14 protein-coding genes and 1 pseudogene are annotated in these 17404 nt (G+C 74.2%); 10 read left to right on the top strand and 5 right to left on the bottom strand.

The genetic code is table 11. The features are described from left to right. Positions 1-55: 55 nt before the first annotated feature. From ACSNOH_RS24175 to ACSNOH_RS24165, 3 genes are all read right to left on the bottom strand, one after another. Complete coding sequence (locus ACSNOH_RS24175; RefSeq protein WP_436723530.1) at positions 56-535, bottom strand: hypothetical protein; 480 nt, start codon at positions 533-535, stop codon at positions 56-58. A 212-nt stretch (positions 536-747) separates the two neighbouring features. Next, positions 748-1881, bottom strand: a complete 1134-nt coding sequence (locus ACSNOH_RS24170; RefSeq protein ID WP_436723529.1) for an alpha/beta hydrolase — start codon at positions 1879-1881, stop codon at positions 748-750. Between the two features lie 88 nt (positions 1882-1969). Continuing rightward, on the bottom strand, positions 1970-2986 hold the full coding sequence (locus tag ACSNOH_RS24165) for an NAD-dependent epimerase/dehydratase family protein (RefSeq protein ID WP_436723528.1): 1017 nt from the start codon (positions 2984-2986) through the stop codon (positions 1970-1972). 791 nt (positions 2987-3777) lie between these two features. Between ACSNOH_RS24165 and ACSNOH_RS24160 the strand changes: the two genes are divergently transcribed. The 8 genes from ACSNOH_RS24160 (at position 3778) to ACSNOH_RS24125 (ending at position 13722) form a co-directional block, all read left to right on the top strand. After that, on the top strand, positions 3778-5955 hold the full coding sequence (locus ACSNOH_RS24160; RefSeq protein ID WP_436723527.1) for a hypothetical protein: 2178 nt from the start codon (positions 3778-3780) through the stop codon (positions 5953-5955). Between the two features lie 69 nt (positions 5956-6024). Further along, on the top strand, positions 6025-7575 hold the full coding sequence (gene pelF, locus ACSNOH_RS24155; RefSeq protein WP_436723526.1) for a GT4 family glycosyltransferase PelF: 1551 nt from the start codon (positions 6025-6027) through the stop codon (positions 7573-7575). Beyond that, positions 7572-9029 carry a hypothetical protein gene (locus ACSNOH_RS24150; RefSeq protein ID WP_436723525.1) on the top strand — a complete coding sequence of 486 codons (1458 nt, stop codon included), beginning with the start codon at positions 7572-7574 and terminating at the stop codon, positions 9027-9029. Before pelF ends, ACSNOH_RS24150 begins: the two co-directional genes overlap by 4 nt. A gap of 91 nt (positions 9030-9120) precedes the next feature. After that, the gene (locus ACSNOH_RS24145) at positions 9121-10122 is read left to right on the top strand and encodes an SDR family NAD(P)-dependent oxidoreductase (protein ID WP_436723524.1); all 1002 of its coding nucleotides are present in this window, start codon (positions 9121-9123) and stop codon (positions 10120-10122) included. Between the two features lie 59 nt (positions 10123-10181). Continuing rightward, positions 10182-10895 (top strand): nucleotidyltransferase family protein, encoded by a 714-nt coding sequence (locus ACSNOH_RS24140; RefSeq protein ID WP_436723523.1) that lies wholly within the window; start codon positions 10182-10184, stop codon positions 10893-10895. Between the two features lie 9 nt (positions 10896-10904). Beyond that, the gene (locus ACSNOH_RS24135; RefSeq protein WP_436723522.1) at positions 10905-11804 is read left to right on the top strand and encodes an NAD-dependent epimerase/dehydratase family protein; all 900 of its coding nucleotides are present in this window, start codon (positions 10905-10907) and stop codon (positions 11802-11804) included. After that, on the top strand, positions 11801-12826 hold the full coding sequence (locus ACSNOH_RS24130) for a spherulation-specific family 4 protein (protein WP_436723521.1): 1026 nt from the start codon (positions 11801-11803) through the stop codon (positions 12824-12826). Before ACSNOH_RS24135 ends, ACSNOH_RS24130 begins: the two co-directional genes overlap by 4 nt. After that, positions 12823-13722 (top strand): endo alpha-1,4 polygalactosaminidase, encoded by a 900-nt coding sequence (locus ACSNOH_RS24125; protein ID WP_436723520.1) that lies wholly within the window; start codon positions 12823-12825, stop codon positions 13720-13722. The genes ACSNOH_RS24130 and ACSNOH_RS24125 overlap by 4 nt, the downstream gene beginning before the upstream one ends. Positions 13723-13840: 118 nt before the next feature. Here the strand turns inward: ACSNOH_RS24125 and ACSNOH_RS24120 are convergent, their stop codons facing one another. Together ACSNOH_RS24120 and ACSNOH_RS24115 are read right to left on the bottom strand one after the other, a co-directional pair. Then, positions 13841-14260 (bottom strand): YchJ family protein, encoded by a 420-nt coding sequence (locus ACSNOH_RS24120; RefSeq protein WP_436723519.1) that lies wholly within the window; start codon positions 14258-14260, stop codon positions 13841-13843. Between the two features lie 84 nt (positions 14261-14344). Continuing rightward, positions 14345-15385: a YncE family protein gene (locus ACSNOH_RS24115; protein ID WP_436723518.1), complete on the bottom strand. Its 1041-nt coding sequence runs from the start codon at positions 15383-15385 to the stop codon at positions 14345-14347. Positions 15386-15658: 273 nt separating this feature from the next. Between ACSNOH_RS24115 and ACSNOH_RS24110 the strand changes: the two genes are divergently transcribed. Together ACSNOH_RS24110 and ACSNOH_RS24105 are read left to right on the top strand one after the other, a co-directional pair. Further along, positions 15659-16453: a polysaccharide deacetylase family protein gene (locus tag ACSNOH_RS24110; RefSeq protein WP_436723517.1), complete on the top strand. Its 795-nt coding sequence runs from the start codon at positions 15659-15661 to the stop codon at positions 16451-16453. Positions 16454-16552: 99 nt separating this feature from the next. Beyond that, positions 16553-17404 (top strand): annotated as a pseudogene (locus ACSNOH_RS24105) (hypothetical protein); the annotation flags it as partial.

Genomic DNA, 17404 nt, shown 5'->3' with positions numbered 1-17404 from the left:
CCCCCCCCCCCCCCCCCCCCCCCCCCCACCCCCTGCCCGCTCAGCGGCGCGCGCCTTAAGAACGGCGGCGCCGGAGGGCCTTCCGGATGAAGTGGATCGCGAGGACGATCAGCGCGATCACGAAGAGCACGACCAGGATCAGCACGATGATCAGGAAGATGCCCAGCTTCTTGAAGAAGCCCTTCTTCTTTTTCTTCTCCTTCTTCGGCTTCTTCGCCGCCGTCGTCACGTGGTCCTTCGGGGACCGGTGGTGGCCGTGCGAGGCCTGGAGCGCGTTCGCGGCCCCCGCCTGCGCGGTGCCCGCCTGCGCGGTGCCCTCGGCCGCGCCCGCCCCGGCCTGACCCTCGGCCGCGGGCGTCACGACGGCCGGCCGGGCCTCCGCCGATCCCTGGGCCGAGGCCGGGGAGACCAGCAGGGAAGCGCCCAGCGCGAGCGCCGCGACGACGGCCGCCCGGCGGGCCCGCTGCCACCGCCGCCGTCCGGCGGATACCGCCGCGCCCGCCTGCCGCTCGTCGTCCATCAGCTCAGCGTTCATTGACGCCCCCATCGGTGTTCCCGGGTTCTTGCACGTACGGAGCGCTCCGGCGGGGCCGGCCCGCAGGGGCAGGCCGCCGGAACGCGGCCCCTATTATCTGCACACCGACAAGCCGTGAGCAGGGCGCACGGAAGCTCTGGTACGGAACTGGAACGTTCGACTCCAGGAGCCGGTGTGAGCGGGGCGGGCAGCCGGGCCGGCGGGCTGCGGTGCTACTGACCGCCGTTGCGGGCCGCCCGCTCCTTGAGCTCCTTGTCCAGCCACCTGAGGACCACCGGGTACTCCTCGCGCCAGGTCTGGAAGTTGTGCCCGCCCTCGTCGCGGACGAGTTTGTCGACCTTGAGCGGCGGCCGGGCCTTCTGCGCGAACTTCAGGGTGGGCTCGTAGTTCTCCTCGTTCTTACTGGTGGCCACGAGGAGCGAGACCGGCGGCGGGGGCATGTGCTCCAGGCGCCACGTCAGGTCGCTCTCGTTCTTGTACGCCTTGCTGCCGGCGTACAGGTCGCCCGTCTTGCCGTCCTGCCGGGCGAAGTAGTCGGCGGAGAGGCCGGCCGCCGCGCCGTAGCGCACGGGGTCGGCCATCGCGAGCTTCAGCGCGCAGTAGCCGCCCGTGGAGTTGCCGACGGCGCCCCAGCTGCCGGGGGAGCCGTCGGCGCGGTACACGTCGGTCACGGCCAGGGGAAGGTCCTGGAGGAAGAAGGCGAGGGCCTGCGGACCGCCGGGCACGTCCGTGCAGTTGGTGTCGCGGTCGGCGACCACCGAGGGCCGCACCAGCACGTAGATCGTCGGCCGGATCTCCTTCTTCATGACGGCGGACGAGGCGGCCTGCGGGACCTTGAGCTGGGTGATGAGGTTCTTGGAGACGCCCGGCTGGCCCGTGATGGCCACCACCACCGGGAACTTCTCCTTCTCGTGCTCCTTCTGGAAGTACTCCGGCGGCAGATAGGCGTAGCCGTCCATGCTCAGCCCCGTCACCGGCCCGTGGATCTCGATGCGGTCCACCTGCCCGGCCTTCTCGCGGGCGCCCTTGAGGCCGATGGACTCCTGCCCCTGCACGACGAGCGCGGGCGGCCGCTTGCCGGCCTCCGTCCCCGGCTGCACGACCTGTCTGCTCGACGCGCGGCCGAGGAGCTCGTTCCAGGTGGAGTAGAAGCCGAACTCCTTGTTCGCGGCGACGAGCAGCACCGCCAGGATGCTGACCTGCGTCAGGACGAGCAGCCCGATGCGCCCGGCCACCGCGAGCGGGCCCTTCCGCGCGGCGCGTGGCCACAGCCACAGGACGAGCACGCACACCGCGACGGCGATGAGCACGAGGACGAGCTGGAACGTCTGGGACGTCAGGCCCACGGCAGTCACTCCTCTTGGAGGGCGGTCTCCAGGAGAGAGGGGAGTTGGAGCGGTCGGGGTTGAGTCGGATCGCTTTTATTTCGGTTTTTCACTTTATATTGACATTGCGGTCCGTGCTCGCAGAGCGTCCCAGCACCTCCGCCTCGCGCGCGGGGTCCAGCCCGAGCGGCGGCCTGTCAGGCCGCTGCGGCGCCCGGCCCCCGATCCGCCGGAGCCAGGCCCACGTGTCCGCCACCGTCTCGGCCGCGGGCCGGCAGCGCAGCCCGGCCGCGACGGCCTTGGAGCTGTCCCCCATGTGCAGGACGTCGTAGAGCTCGCCGGGCGGCACCCACACCGGCAGGTCGGTCCACGGCCGGATCCCCGCGGCGAGGATCCGCCCGGGATCGGTCCAGCGCAACTCGGCGCCGGATCCGGTCGCCCGGACGCACGCCTCCAGCAGCTCGCCCGTGGTGGTGTGGCCGGGCGGGCTCACCACGTTGTACGGCCCGCCGAGCCCGGCGGCGAGCGCGTCGAGGGTCCAGGAGGCGAGGTCGCGCACGTCGACGAACTGCAGACCGAGGTCGCGGGGGCCGGGGGCCAGGACGGGGCCGCCGCGGGCGATCCGCTCCAGCCACCACGGCAGCCGGCCGAGGTTCTCGCCGGGACCCAGGATCAGACCGGAGCGCACGAGCAGCGCCCGGTCGCCGAAGGCGCCGAGAGCGGCCAGCTCGCCGCCGCGCTTGGCCTGGGCGTACTCCACCTCGCCGGCGTCGGGCGAGCCTTCCACGACGGGCCAGTCCTCGTCGTGGCCGGCGGGGGAGGGGTAGCGGTACACCGAGCCGCTGGAGACGTAGGCGTACCGCCCGGCACGGCCGGCCAGCAGCCGGGCCGCGTCCCGCACGGCGGACGGCGCCCACGACCAGGTGTCGACGACGGCGTCCCACTCGCCGCGGCCGAGCGTGCGCAGGCCGTCCGGCGCGGTGCGATCGCCGTGCAGGGCCACCGTCCCCTCGGGCGGGGCGTGTTCGCCCCGGTGGAAGACCGTCACCTGCCAGCCGCGGGCCAGCGCCGCCTCCGCGACGGCCCGGCCGGCGAACTCCGTGCCGCCCAGTATCAAGAGCCTCATGCCTCCACCCTGCCTCGTGCACCCCGGCCCGGGGAAGAAGGGGAGGCGGCCGGCGGGGAAAAGCGGAGGGGAGATCGCCAAGCGGAACGAGGGCAACTCTACTTAGAGGGCGAGGATTTGCTTCCGGTTGCGTCCGGGTCCTGAGGGCCGTTCCCCGTCGTGAGATCACCGGCGGCGACGGCCGGGGGATGTAGGTGCTGATCGCACGACAAAGGCGAAAAATCAGACGGCCTTCATCAGGCCGATCTCGGGGCGGTCCTGCGCTCACGGGACCCGTGGGGCGCCGGGGAGCGCGCGCCGGGGAGCCCGCGGCGCGCACCCATGTTGCCACAGGTCACCGCCGCGCGGCCGGAGCGGCGCCGCCGTGCCGGGCGCCCCGCGCCGGTTGACCGCCGGGCGGCCAATTCCGGCCACGAGGCGAAGAGTTCGCCCCCGCTCCTGGCCAGTGAGCCAGCGAGACCCCCGGGCATGGCGCACTATATGCCTGGGCGGTCGAGAGACTGTTGAGAGACGCAAGTGCCTCTCGATGCCGTGGCACCCGTGTGCCCGGCGCCCGCGCTACGCCGTGCGGTCCGGCTCCGGCCGTGCGGCTCGGCCACGGGCATCGGTGTCCGGTGGCCGTGGGGGGATCCGGCAGGCGGTCGGGTGGGGAGGCACGACCGCCGTGGGGCCGTGCCAGTGGGGATCAATTGGGGACCGATTCGATGTGCGGGCGCCGTCGGCGCTGCGCGCACGTGTCTTTGGACCGGAGGGCCGCGCCGTGTGCGCCGCCGTCCTGGGGGGAGAATCCTATGGGTCGTCCGACCCGTCTTGCCGCGGTGCTGTCCGCGGCCGCTCTGCTCGCCGTCGCCGCTCCGGCGGGTGCCGCCCGTGCCGCCGACCCGGCGCCGAGGATCGACCTGCGGGTCCTCCTCGTGGACGACGGCGGGCCCGCCACGGAGGCGCTGCGCGCCGAGCTCGACGGCGCCGGCACGCCGTACACCAAGATCGACCTGACCAGCAGCAGCCGGCAGCGCATCGACGAGGCGTTCCTCAGCGACACCGTGGACGGCAGACCCCGGGCCAGGTTCCAGGGCGTCGTGCTGCCGAACGAGAACCCGTTCGGGGCGGACTCGCCGGAGATGGCCGCCCTCGCCGCGTACGAGAAGCGCTTCGGCATACGCCAGGTCGACGCCTACACGTACGCGAGCCCCAAGGTCGGGCTCAACAGCCCGCAGGACGGGGGAGGGTACAGCGGCCCCCTGGACGGGAAGAGCGCACAGGTGACGGCGGACGGCGCCACGGGCCCCTTCGGCTACCTCAAGAAAAACGTTCCCTTCGAGGACAACGACACCACCGTCAACGAGAGCTACGGCTATCTCGCCGCGCCCCTCGCGCAGCAGGAGCAGGGTGCGACTTACACCAGCTATCTCGACGCGCCCATCCCCGGCAGCACGGCGCGCGGCTCGCTGATCGGCCAGTACACCCACGACGGCCGCAGCGAACTGGTCGTCACGTTCATCGCCAACCAGTACCAGAGCCAGTTCCGGCTGGTCTCCCGCGGCATCGTGGAGTGGCTGACCCAGGGCATCCACCTGGGCGCCTCCCGCAACTACTTCGGGGTGCACGTCGACGACGTCTTCGCCTCCGACGACCGCTGGGACACCAAGCGCAAGTGCACCCCCGGCGACGTCGACTGCCCCGGCAACCCCAGCCCCGACAGCCCGCCGATCCGCATGACGGCGGCCGACGCCCAGTACGCCAAGCAGTGGTCGCAGAGCCACAACCTCCCGCTCGACCTGGCCTACAACGGCGTCGGCAGCGAGGAGTTCAAGGCCGAGCACGGCGGGACGTACGACCCGCTGCTCGACCAGCTGCGCGCCGACCAGAAGTCCTTCCGCTGGATCAACCACACCTACACCCACGCCTTCCTGGGGTGCGTGCAGAACACCACCGTCGTCCCCTGGAAGTGCGCCACCGACCTCCTGGGCAACGTTCGCTGGGTCAGCCGCGCGACCATCAGCGGCGAGATCGGCAACAACCTGAACTGGGCGGCGCGCCAGGGCTTCACCCTCGACAAGGACGAGCTGGTGACCGGCGAGCACTCCGGCCTGAAGACCACGCCCCAGCAGCCCAAGGACAACCCCGAACTCGCCCCGTCCCTCACCCAGTACGGCGTCGGCTGGATCGCCAGCGACAACTCGCGCGAGCCCCAGCAGCGCCAGGTCGGCCCCGCCCTCACCGTCCCGCGCTACCCGATGAACGTCTACTACAACGTCGGCAAGGCCACCGAGCAGACCGACGAGTACAACTGGCTGTACACGAAGAAGGCCGACGGCGGCAGCGGCATCTGCGAGAACTCCACGACGACCACCTGCCTGAAGGCCCCGCTGGACGTCAGGACCGGCTTCGCGTCGTACATCGTGCCCCTCGAAGCCCGCATCGCCATGGGTCACGTCCTGGCCAACGACCCGCGGCCGCACTTCATGCACCAGTCCAACCTCGCCGAGGAGCGCATCGGCTACACCGTCCTGGAGAAGGTCCTCGGCGACTACTCCGGCCTCTACGCCGACAACACCCCGCTGGTCAACCTCCGCATGCGCGACATCGGCGCGGAGATGAGCAAGCGGGCCGCCTGGAGCGCCGCGCTCGCCGCCGGCAAGGTCACCGCCTACCGCATCGGCAGCGCCGTCACCGTCTCCGCACCCGCCGGCACGCAGATCAGCGCCACCCTGCCCGGCGGCACCGTCCGCAGCGACACCGGCGCCGTCTTCGGCGACGCCTACGCCGGTCTGCGCTCCGGCTGGGCCGCCCCGGCAGCCGGCCAGACCCGGCTCGACCTCACCCTGCCCGCGAGCAGCACCCCGGCCGCCCGCGCCTCGGCCTCCGCCACCGCACGCACCGTGCCCCCGGCCCGCACCGGCCTCCCGGTGACCGAGGGCGTCGGCAGCCGCGTCCCGTACGGCCCCGCCGACGCCGCCCGGCGCTGACGGGGCCCCCGCCATCACTCCGTGCCGCACCACCCCATGCACCGCCGACACTGGAGAGAACCGAGTTCTATGCACGGACCGCCTGCCGAAACGGCATCCGACTCCCCCGCGGTGACGCTGCTCACCGAAGGGACGTACCCGCACAGCCATGGCGGAGTGAGCGTGTGGTGCGACCAGCTCGTCCAGGGCATGCCCGACGTCGACTTCCGGGTGATAGCGGTGACCGGCACCGGCCGCGAACCGCTCGCCTGGGAACTGCCGCGCCACGTCCGGGGGGTGGAGAGCCACCCCCTGTGGGGACCGCCGCCCCCCGGGCGCGCACCGCGCGGCCGGGACCTGCGCTCCTTCCTCACCGCCTACGAACAGTTCCTGCTCTCCCTCCTGGACCCCGCGCAGGAACGGCACTTCGCCCGCACCTTCTACCGCCTCGCCGACCACGCCGCCTCCGGCACCCTCTCGGCCGCCCTGCGCGGCGAGGCGGCGGCCCGCACCCTCGTGCGCGTCTGGAACCGCCCGCACCTGCACACGGCGGCCGCCCGGCCCACCCTGCACGACGCCCTGCTCGCCACCGACCTGCTGGAGCACGCGCTGCGCCCTCTCGCGGCGACCCCGCCCGCCGAAGGCGTCACCCACGCCGTCAGCGGAGGGCTCGCGACGCTGCCCGGCCTGATCGCCCACCACCGGCACGGCACGCCGTTCCTCCTCACCGAGCACGGCATCTACCTCCGCGAGCGCTACCTGAGCTTCCGCGCCGAGTCCTACCGGTGGCCCGTCAAGGCCCTGATGCTGGGCCTGTTCCGGCTGCTCGCCGTGGAGAGCTACCGGTGCGCCTCCCTGGTCACCCCCGGCAACCGCTACAACCGGCGCTGGGAGGAGCACGGCGGCACCCCGCCGGACCGCATCCGCACCGTCTACAACGGCGTCGACCCGGCGGCGTTCCCGCCCGCCGGGCCCGAGCCGGAGCGGCCGACGCTCAGCTGGGCCGGGCGCGTCGACCCCATCAAGGGCCTGGAGACGCTGATCCGCGCCTTCGCCCTCGTCCGCGAGGAGATACCCGAAGCCCGCCTGCGGCTCTTCGGCGGCACGCCGCGCGGCGGCGAGGGCTACCGCACCGCCTGCGAGAAGCTCGCCGCGGAGCTCGGCGCCGGCGAGGCCGTCGTCTTCGAGGGGCGCGTCGACGACATCCGCGACGCCTACGCCGCCGGCAACGTGGTGATGCTCTCCAGCATCAGCGAAGGCTTCCCCTTCACCCTCATCGAGGCCATGTCGTGCGGGCGGGCCACCGTCTCCACGGACGTCGGCGGCGTCAGCGAGGCCGTCGGCGACACCGGTCTCGTCGTCCCGCCCCGCGACCCCGAGGCCATGGCCCGCGCCGCCCTGAAGCTCCTGCACGACCCCGCGCTCCGCGCCGACATGGGGGAGCGGGCCCGCCTGAGGGTCATCGAGCAGTTCACCCTCCGGCAGACCATCGACGCCTTCCGCGACATCTACCACGACCTCGCCGGCACCCGCCGCTCCGGTCCCTTCGAACGTCCCCGGCGCACGCCGGCGCAGCCGGACCGGCTCGTCGCGGACGCCGAGAGACCCGTCATGGCCCTGGCCGCGGGCGGTGCGGGATGAGCGGTTTACTGCGCCTCGTGCCCGGCGAGCCCGAGCCCGCCCACGACCTGGCGGCCGCACCCGCACCGGTGCGGTCCCGGCCGCGGCCCCGCTGGGCGGCCGACCCGGTCGACGCGCTCGCCGAGGAGCTGGCCGAGGTGTGCGCCGCGGCCGTCCACCCCGACGAGATCGCGGCCGTCCTGGAGGCCGACGGCCTCACGGGCGAGCAGATCACCGAACGCTACGGCCGCGCCGACGCCTTCGAGCTCGCCGCGGAGCTGTACGCGCGCGTGCCCCGCAGCCACCCCGAGCCCGGGCCCCGCCCGGACCCCTGGAAGGTGCGCCCGGGGCGGTTCGTCCTGCGGGCCCTGGTCTTCACCCTGCCCGGCTTCGGCTACTCGCTGGCCGCGCCCCTCATGGCCGGTGCCCGCGACGGATACGGCCTGCCGCAGGGCACCGCCGGCCTCGTCGTCTCCGCGCTGGTGGCCTGGGCGTGGAACCAGGCCCTCGCCCACCGCGCCTACCTGCGGCTGGCGACGGGCGGCCGCGCCGCGGCGGCCCGCTGCCTGCAGTGGGGCGCCCCGCTCGGCGCCCTCCTCGCCGCGGCGGCGGCCGCCGTACTGCCCGGCCTGGCCGGGGTCACCGCCTTCGCGGCGGGACAGGCGCTCTACCTCGCCGCCGCCACGGTGCTGCTGGTCCTCGGCCGGGAGAAGCTGCTCCTCCTCACGCTGGCGCCCACCGCCGCCGGGGGAGCGGCCCTCCTCGTCGTCCAGCCGCCCGGCGCCCTGCGCACCGCACTGCTCCTCGCCACGGCCGGCGGTGTGGCCGGCACGGCCGCGTACGAGATTCTGCGCGCCCGCCGCGAGGGCAAGCCGCCTGAACAGCCCGCCCTGTCGCCGCTCGCGTCCGTCCCGTACGGCCTGTTCGGCCTGGGCTGCGGCGTGCTGACGACCCTCGCCGCCCTCGGCGACGTCCTGCGCCGCACGCCCGGCGCGAGCACCGCCGGAGCCGCCGTCATCGCGCTCACCCTCAGCATGGGCGTCGCGGAATGGCTGCTCTACCGCTGCCGTGGCACGGCCCTCGCCGCCCTCGCCCGCTCCACCACCACCGCCGGTATGAAAATCGGCGCGGCACGCATCCTGGGCCTGTGCGTCGCCGCCTACCTCGCGGCGCTCGCGGTGCTCGCCCTGACCGCCGGCGCCCTGTGGCCCGGCGGCCCGCCGGTCACCGCCGCCCGCACGGCCGCCCTGCTCGCCCTCGGCGCCGTCCTGTGGACCGGGCTGCTCCTCCAGGCCTTCGGCGTCGCCTGGCTCCCGGCCCTGCTCTGCCTCGGCGCGGCCGGCGCCGAGTCGGCCGCGCTCGCCCTGCGGCTCTCCGCCCCCGTCGCCACCCAGCTCGCCGTCTGTACGGCGGCGGCAGCGGGCCTGCTCGCCGCCGCCACCGCCCTGCTCAGCCGGATCACCACGCACCGCTGACGCACCGCCACGGTCCCGTACCGCCGCTCCGCACGTCCCCGCTCCACCGCGGCGCCCGCCGCGTTCCGCTCACGCAAGGGAGACATCCGTCATGTCCGCACCCGCACCCGTCGCCGTCACCGGCGCGGAAGGATTCATCGGCTCGCACCTGGTGGAGGCGCTCGTCGCCGCCGGCCACCGGGTCCGCGCGATGGTGCAGTACAACTCCTTCTCCTCCTACGGGTGGCTGGAGACCGTCGCCGACGAGGTGATGGAGAACGTGGAGGTCGTCCTCGGCGACGTGCGCGACCCCGGCTCCGTCCAGGGTCTCGTCACCGGCACCGAGGCCGTCTACCACCTGGCCGCCCTCATCGCGATCCCGTACTCGTACCGCGCCCCGCACAGTTACGTGGAGACCAACGTCACCGGCACCCTCAACGTGCTCGAAGCCGTGCGCCACCTCGGCATCCCGCGTCTGGTCCACACCTCCACCAGCGAGACCTACGGCACCGCGCAGACCGTGCCCATCAGCGAGGACCACCCCATCAACACCCAGTCGCCGTACGCCGCCTCCAAGGCCGGCGGCGACCGCCTCGCCGACAGCTACCACGCCAGCTTCGACGTGCCCGTCGTCACCCTGCGCCCCTTCAACACCTTCGGGCCGCGCCAGTCCATGCGCGCCGTCATCCCCACCGTCATCGGCCAGGTCGCCGCGGGGCAGCGCACCATCACCCTCGGGGACCTGCGCCCCACCCGCGACTTCAGCTACGTCAAGGACACCGTCGCCGCCTTCCTCGCCGTCGGCACCGCCCCCGCCGCCGACGTCGTCGGACGCACCTTCAACTCCGGCACCGGCGAAGAGATCTCCGTCGGCGACCTCGTCTCCCTCATCGGCAAGATCATGGACACCGAGCTGGAGGTCCGCGCCGACGAGGAGCGCATCCGGCCCGCCGCCTCCGAGGTCATGCGCCTCGTCTGCGACGCGACCCGGCTGCGCGCCGCGACCGGCTGGGCCCCCGCCCACACCCTGGAACAGGGGCTCGCCCGCACGGTCGCCTTCTTCCGCGACCCGCTGAACCTCGCCCGGTACAAGGCCGGCATCTACAACGTCTGACGCGGCGGCACCGCTCGCCGCCCGTCCCGCCGCCACCCACGCAGAGAGGAACAGCACCCATGCATGTCGTCATTCTTGCCGGAGGCAAAGGCGTCCGGCTGCGGCCCTACACCACCGCCCTGCCCAAGCCGCTCGTCCCCATCGGGGAGGAGCACGCGATCCTGGAGATCGTGATGCGCCAGCTCGTCAGCGCGGGCTTCACCAGCTGCACCCTCGCCATCGGCCACCTCGGCCACATCATCCGCGCCTACGTCGGCGACGGCTCCCAGTGGGGCATACGCGTCGACTACGCCACCGAGGAGAGCCCCCTGGGCACCATGGGCCCCCTCCTCACCATGCTCGACCGGCTGCCCGAGCACTTCCTCGCCATGAACGGCGACATCCTGACCGACCTCGACTTCGGCGATGTGTACCGTACGCACGTGGCATCCGGAGCCCCGCTGACCATCGCGACCTACGCCCGCCAGGTGAGCATCGACTTCGGCGTGCTGACCACCGAGTCCGGCAGGGTCGTCGGATTCGCCGAGAAACCCAGAATGGACTACCGCGTCTCCATGGGCGTCTACGGCGTCTCGCGCACCGCCCTCGCCCGCTACACCCCCGGCCTCCCGCTGGGCTTCGACGAACTGGTCCTGGACATGCTGGAGGCACGGACCCCGCCCCACGCGTACGAGTTCGACGGCTACTGGCTCGACATCGGCCGGCCCGACGACTACGACCGCGCCAACCGGGAGTTCTCCCTGCACCGCGACATGCTGATCAAGGGAGCGTGAACAGCAGGCATGCGCATTCTCGTCCTGGGCGGCACCGGTTTTCTGGGCCGGCACGCCGCCGAGCGCCTGCGCGCCCTCCCGGGCGCGCAGGTGCTCCAGGCAGGGCGGTCCCCCCGCGCGGACCTCCCCGTAGACCTGGCCCGCGCGGACACCCGGCGGCTCGCCTCCGCGCTGCGCAAGACCGCACCGCACGCCGTCGTCAACTGCGCGGGCGCCGTGGGCGGCAGCGCGGTCGACCTCACCGGCGTCAACGCCCTGGGCCCCGCGGCCCTGTGCGCGGCGCTCGCCGAGGCCGCCCCGAAGGCCCGCCTCGTCCACCTGGGGTCCGCCGCCGAGTACGGGCCCGCCGACCGGCCCCTCACGGAGACCGACGCCGCCCGCCCCGCCGGCCTCTACGGCGCCGCCAAGCTGGCCGGCACCCTCGCCGTCACCGGCTCCGGCCTCGACGCCGTAGTGCTGCGGGTGTTCAACCCCGTCGGCCCCGGCGCGCCCGCCGCCTCGCTGCCCGGCCGGCTCGCCGGGCTGCTCCGCGAGGCCGGTAAGGACGGCCGGGTCCGCGTCGGCGACCTCTCCGCCCACCGCGACTTCGTCGACGCCCGCGACGTGGCCGACGCCGTCGCGCTCGCCGTCACCGCACCGGGGCCCCTGCCGCCCGTCCTCAACATCGCCCGCGGCGAGGCCCGCCCCGTCCGCGCCGTCGCCGAAGCCCTGATCGCCGCTGCGGGCTTCCGCGGCGAGCTCGACGAGGACGGCGCCGGCTCCTCCCGCTCCGCCGCCGTGCCCTGGCAGCAGGCCGACGTCACCCTGGCCCGCAAGGCCCTGGACTGGACGCCGCGCCGCTCCCTCGCCACCTCCGTCGCCGACCTGTGGACCGAGGTCCAGGGCCGTCCCGAGGAGTGCGCCCGATGACCCCGGCGGGCCCGCCGCCGGCGAGCGGGCGGCTGCTCGTCCCGCTGTACGTCCACCCCGCGGCCGACCCCGCGGCGTGGGCTGCCCTGGCCGCGGCCGGGCCGCGGGTCCGCGGCGTCGTCCTCAACGCCGCCGACGGGCCCGGGCAGCGGCCCGACCCCGCCTTCGCCGGCGCCGCGGAGCGCCTGCGCGCCGCGGGCGTCCCGCTGCTGGGCTACGTCGACACCGGCTACGGCCGCCGCGCGCCGCGCGCCGTCGTCGCGGACATCCGCCGCCACCGCCGCTGGTACGGCGTCGACGGCGTCTTCCTCGACCAGGTCCCGGCGCACGCCGCGCCGCTGCCCCACTACCGCCGGCTCGTCCTGCTCGCCAAGGCGCTGGGCGCGTGGACGGCCGTCCTCAACCCCGGCACCCACCCCGACCCCGGCTACGCCCGCGTCGCCGACCTCCTCGTGACCTTCGAGGGCACCTGGGAGGCCTACCGGCGGGCCGGCGTCCCCCCGTGGACCGCCGACCACCCGCCCTCGCGCTTCTGCCACCTCGTCTACGCCGTCCCACCGGGCGCCGCGGACCAGGTGGCCCGCACCGCGGAGACCCGCGGCGCCGCGGTGCACTGCGCGGTCCCGGGGGAGGGCGCGAATCCGTGGCGCGGTTTGCCGTGGCTGGACGGGGCGCCGCTCCCCGCGGCCGGGGCCCGGTCCGGAGCGGACGGCTCCCCGCCCGGGGCGGACGCCTCCGAGCCCGGCTCGCGGCCGGGGGCGCGCGGTGTCCTGCCGGGCACGGCCGAGGCTGTGCCCGGAGCGGGTACCTCCCGGCTCGGGCGGCCGGCCGGCGCCCGGCCCGGGCAGCACGGGCCTCTCCCCGGGGCGGACGGTTCCGGCATCCGGCCGGGCGGTTCCCGGCCGGGAGCGGACGGCATCCTGCCAGGGGTGTCCGGAACCCCGTTCGGGGTGGCCGGTGCCCTGTCCGGTGCGGGCGGATTCGGATCCGCGCCGGACAGGGCCCCGCGGAGGGCGTGGTGAACCGGCGGCAGCGGCCGTACGCCGTTCTTGCCGCGCTGCTCCTATTCGCCGCCGCAGCCGGCTGCTCGGCCACGGAGTCCGGCGACGGGCCGGATGACGGCGACGGTGACATACCCGCCCCCGCGGCCTCCGGCACCGGGCCCGCGCCTCCCGCACCGGCGGCGTCGGGAGACGCCCGCCGGGCCGGCGGCCCCCACTGGCAGCCGCGCCCCGGCCTGCGCTGGCAGTGGCAGCTCGACGGCAAGGTCGACACGAGCGTCGGCGTTCCCGTCTACGACATCGACGGCTTCGAGAACTCCGCCCGTACGGTCAAGGAGCTGCACGACCGCGGCGCCAAGGTGATCTGCTACGTCAACGCCGGGGCGTGGGAGGACTTCCGCGCCGACCAGAAGGCGTTCCCCAAGCGGCTGCTGGGGGAGCGGAACAAGGGCTGGAAGGGCGAGAAGTGGCTGGACATCCGCCGCCTGGACGAGCTCCGGCCCATCATGGCGGCCCGCTTCGACATGTGCCGCGAGAAGGGTTTCGACGCCGTCGAGCCGGATCTGACGGAGGGGTACCGCAACCGCACCGGCTTCCCGCTGTCCGCTGAGGACCAGCTCGCCTTCAACCGGATGCTGGCCCGGCTCGCCCACGACCGCGGCATGGCCGTGGGCCTGAAGAACGACCTGGACCAGATCCCCGCGCTCGTGGGCGACTTCGACTTCGCGGTGAACGAGCAGTGCGCCGAGTTCGAGGAGTGCGAGAAGCTGACGCCGTTCGTGAAGAGCGGCAAGGCGGTCTTCCACGTGGAGTACGCCCTGGAGCCGAAGGAGTTCTGCGCGACGGCGCAGCGGCTCGGCCTCAGCTCCATGCGCAAGAAGCTCGAACTGGACGCGTGGCGGGAGCCGTGCGGGTGAGCTGAGCCCGGCGCCGGCGGGCGGCGCGGGGCCCCCGGGCCTCGGCTCGGGCCTGGGCTCGGGCCCCGGCTCAAACCTCGGCTCAAACCTCGGCTCAAACCTCGGCTCAGACCTTGGCTCAGGCCTCGGCCACGTACACCCACCGGCCGTCCTCGCGGACGAAGCGGCTGTTCTCGTGCTGGGAGTCCGCGTGGCCGTGCGCCGTGTAGTGGGCGCGGAACTCCACCGTGCCCTCCTGGTGGAACGGCGTGCCGTCGGTCGTGCCGAGGATCTCCAGCCCGGTCCACCGCATGCCGGGGTCGAACTCCAGGCTGCCGGGCCGGGTGGAGGAGTGCCAGGTGCGCAGCAGGTACGCGGCGTCCTGGACGGCGAAGGCGCTGTAGCGCGAGCGCATCAGCCGTTCGGCCGTCGAGGCCGCCCGCCGGCCGTCGTGCAGGGCGCCGCAGCAGTCGCCGTAGGAGGCGTCGAGCCCGCAGGGGCAGGGGGAGGCGGCGGTGACGGCCGGCCGGGGTGCGTGGTGTCTGGTTTTTCCGCTCACCCCACGATTGTGCCCGTTCCCCGGCCGGGCCCGGCCGCCGCCCCCGCGGGCGACCGGGCCCGGCCGCCCGCGGGGAGGGGCGGGTCAGCCGGCCGCGGGGACGTACGCGAGCCCGTGTGCGCCCGCCTCACCCTTCCGGTCGACCTCCAGGGTGGCGGTCACGGCCATCCGCTCCAGGTCCACGACGGTCACCGTGCTGGACATGACGCCCGAGACGTAGCCCGTCCGGCCGTCCGGCGACGAGGTGATGGTCAGCGGGAACTTCCCGACGGGCACCTGCCCCACGACCTCGTGGGAGCCGGGCGCGAAGACGGTGAGGACGCCGTCGCCCTGGGAGCCCAGCGCCCCGCCCTCGCCCCGCTCCATGCGGAGCTCGCCGGCGAGGACCAGGCCGCCGGCCGTGGTGTGCACGGGGAAGACCAGCCCCTCGGTGGGCAGCACGCGCACCACCTCCCCGGTCGCGGCCTCGATCACCCGGACGCCGGGCGGCGCGGACGGCTCGGGGCGGAAGTCGCCCTTGGGGGCGGCGACGTAGACGTACGCGCCGTCGGGCGAGACGTCCAGCCCCTCGCTGCCCGGCACGGGGACGCGCCCGGCGAACTCCTCCCGCTCCAGGTCCAGGACGGAGACGAAGCCCGCCTCCTTGTTGGTGGACCAGCCGCGGCGGCCGTCCGGGGAGATCGCGAACCAGTGCGGGCCGTCGGCGTGCACCGGGATCCGCCCGATGCGCCGCCGGGTGTCCGCGTCCAGGATCACGACGCCGCCGGTCTCCTCGTCCGTGGACTCGACGCTCACGTACAGCCGGGAGCGCTCCCGGTCCAGGGCGAGGCCGTGCGGCCCGTGGTCGGGCCCGAGGTCGACGGTGTCGACGACCTTCCGGGCGTCGGCGTCGATGACGGTCAGCTGCCGGGCGCGGCCCTGGTGGGCGTGGTAGTAGCCGGAGACGTAGGTGCTGGTGCAGTACAGCAGCCGCCGGTCCGTGTCGAAGAGCAACTCGTGCGGCTGCGGCGGGACTTCGACCTCGCCGAGCTTCTCGTGCGTGACGGCGTCGAAGAAGACGACGGTCGGTCCGGTCTGGCTGACGACGGCCAGCAGGCCGCCGCGGGAATCCGTGGTGGTGTTCATGTCCGCATCCTGTGCCGCCCCACCGCGGGCGTTCCAATGCCGTACGGGCAAGGATGCCTTGTCCCACGCGCATTCGTCCTGTGTGCGGGCGCCGCGGGCGGTTGCCGGTGTGTCAGGTGTCACAGCCTCTTGGTCCGCTGTGCCCGCTGTTCCGCTGTGCCGACTGTTCCCGCCATGTGACTCCGTAGGCGGCGCACTGCTGGCGGCTTCGGGCAGGCGCCGGAATCATCTGAGACCTCAACCGTGCCCCCGTGTTCCCGGGAGGAGTCCCCCGTGTTCCACACGTCCCCCGTGCTCCAGGCGTCCCCCGTGCTCCGTATGTGCTCCGCGCTCCGCACCTTGCGCACGCGGTCGCCCCTCGTCGCGGCCCTGGCCTCACTGCTCCTGACGCTGTGCAGCCCGCCCGTGCCCGCGTCCGCGGCCCACGCCGACCGCCCCGCATCCGCGGCTCCGTACGACCGTAAGAGATGCGGCAACACCTCCGGGCGGGTGCTGCTCACGCTCGACGACTGGTCCTACGACCGCGCCGAGCGCGCGACGGACGTGGGCGCGTACCTGCGCAAGCGCGGCGTCCGCGCGGCGTTCTTCCTCATCAACGAGTACGCCTCGCAGTACCCGGAGATCACCCGGACCCTGCGCCGCCAGGGGCACTGGGTGGGCAACCACACCTGGTCGCACCCGCACTTGACGGGCCTGTCCGAGGAGGCCGCCCGCAAGGAGATCGGCGACGGCCTCAAGAGCTCGCTGTTCCGGCCCCCGTACGGGGACTACGGGCCGCGCGAGGAGCGGATCGCCGCCGCCCGCGGCGCCCGCGTGTGCACCTGGACCCTCGACACCCTCGACTGGGAGGTCGCGGACGGCCGCTTCCCCGGCGCCGACGCCCTCCGCGCGCGCGTGCGCAACGCCCCCGCCGCCGACAAGCGCGGCGGCGTGGTCCTCGGGCACCTGTTCACCAACTTCCCGGACGCCCTGCCGGGCATCGTCGACGACCTCCGGGCCCAGGGCTACTCCCTGTGCCGCAACACCGGCCCCACCACGGCGGTGATCAAGGACCCGCTGCGGTGCTGACCGTCCGGCCGCGTGACGGGGTGTCGCCTTGCAGCTGACCGTACTTCACTTAATGTGAGGAAACACTATGATCAGCGCAATTGGCCCGAAGGTGCCCCGGTGGGCGCGGGCGTGAGCACGCCCGTCCGCAGGCTCCTGCGGCACGACGGCGTGCCGCAGGCGGCCCGCCGCGCCCTGTGGGTGGTCGCGGCCGGCTGCCCGGGCTTCTACGTCTTCCGGTACGTCACCGGTGACTCCGTCATGGCCCTGTACGCCATGTTCGGGGCGCTTCCCCTGGCCATGTTCTGCCGCGTGCCCGGCCCAGCACCGCAGCGGACGCGCACCCTGCTCGCCGCCCTGCCCGTCAGCTGGCTCCTCGTCACCGCCGGCACGCTGCTGGCCGCCAGTCCGTGGACCGCGGCCGCGGGCATGTTCGCCGTCGGCTTCGCCGTGTCCTTCTGCGGTGTCGGCGGCCCGCGCCTGACCGGCCTCGCCATGGCCTTCCAGCTGTTCTACGTGCTGCCCTGCTTCCCGCCGTACGAGCCGGGCACCCTCGGCTCCCGGCTCGCCGGCCTCACCACGGGCATCCTCCTGACCGTCCTGGCCGAGCGGTTCCTGTGGCCGGAGCCCGACCCCGTCCCCTACCGCGCCGTCCTCGCCCGGGCGGCCGCCGCCGTCGCCGACTACGCCAGCGCCACCGCCTACCACCTGGAGGCCGGCGGCGGCGCCCTGCCCGAGCGGGAGGCGGCCGACCGCGCGCTCGCCGCCGCCCGCCTCTCCCGCGTGCCCGTCACCGAGCGGCCGGCCTCGCCGTCCGCGCACGACCGGGCCCTCAACCACACCCGCGCGGCCGTCCGCCACGTACGCGACCAGCTCGACCGCCTCGCCGACTGCCCCGGCCCGCTGCGCCGCGCCGCCGAGGGACAGCAGGGCGTCAGCGACGCCCACATGCTGCTCATCGTCGACACCGAG

Source organism: Streptomyces sp. URMC 127, assembly GCF_051386535.1.
Classification (GTDB): domain Bacteria; phylum Actinomycetota; class Actinomycetes; order Streptomycetales; family Streptomycetaceae; genus Streptomyces.
The sequence above is the reverse complement of the archived record's forward strand: the minus strand, read 5'-3'. Positions and strand labels throughout refer to the sequence as shown.

What these genes read in the sequence shown, in the direction of transcription:
- ACSNOH_RS24175 (WP_436723530.1), bottom strand. Translation starts at nt 535, where the DNA reads ATGAACGCTGAGCTGATGGACGACGAGCGGCAGGCGGGCGCGGCGGTA.
- ACSNOH_RS24165 (WP_436723528.1), bottom strand. Translation starts at nt 2,986, where the DNA reads ATGAGGCTCTTGATACTGGGCGGCACGGAGTTCGCCGGCCGGGCCGTC.
- ACSNOH_RS24160 (WP_436723527.1), top strand. Translation starts at nt 3,778, where the DNA reads ATGGGTCGTCCGACCCGTCTTGCCGCGGTGCTGTCCGCGGCCGCTCTG.
- pelF (WP_436723526.1), top strand. Translation starts at nt 6,025, where the DNA reads ATGCACGGACCGCCTGCCGAAACGGCATCCGACTCCCCCGCGGTGACG.
- ACSNOH_RS24150 (WP_436723525.1), top strand. Translation starts at nt 7,572, where the DNA reads ATGAGCGGTTTACTGCGCCTCGTGCCCGGCGAGCCCGAGCCCGCCCAC.
- ACSNOH_RS24145 (WP_436723524.1), top strand. Translation starts at nt 9,121, where the DNA reads ATGTCCGCACCCGCACCCGTCGCCGTCACCGGCGCGGAAGGATTCATC.
- ACSNOH_RS24140 (WP_436723523.1), top strand. Translation starts at nt 10,182, where the DNA reads ATGCATGTCGTCATTCTTGCCGGAGGCAAAGGCGTCCGGCTGCGGCCC.
- ACSNOH_RS24135 (WP_436723522.1), top strand. Translation starts at nt 10,905, where the DNA reads ATGCGCATTCTCGTCCTGGGCGGCACCGGTTTTCTGGGCCGGCACGCC.
- ACSNOH_RS24130 (WP_436723521.1), top strand. Translation starts at nt 11,801, where the DNA reads ATGACCCCGGCGGGCCCGCCGCCGGCGAGCGGGCGGCTGCTCGTCCCG.
- ACSNOH_RS24115 (WP_436723518.1), bottom strand. Translation starts at nt 15,385, where the DNA reads ATGAACACCACCACGGATTCCCGCGGCGGCCTGCTGGCCGTCGTCAGC.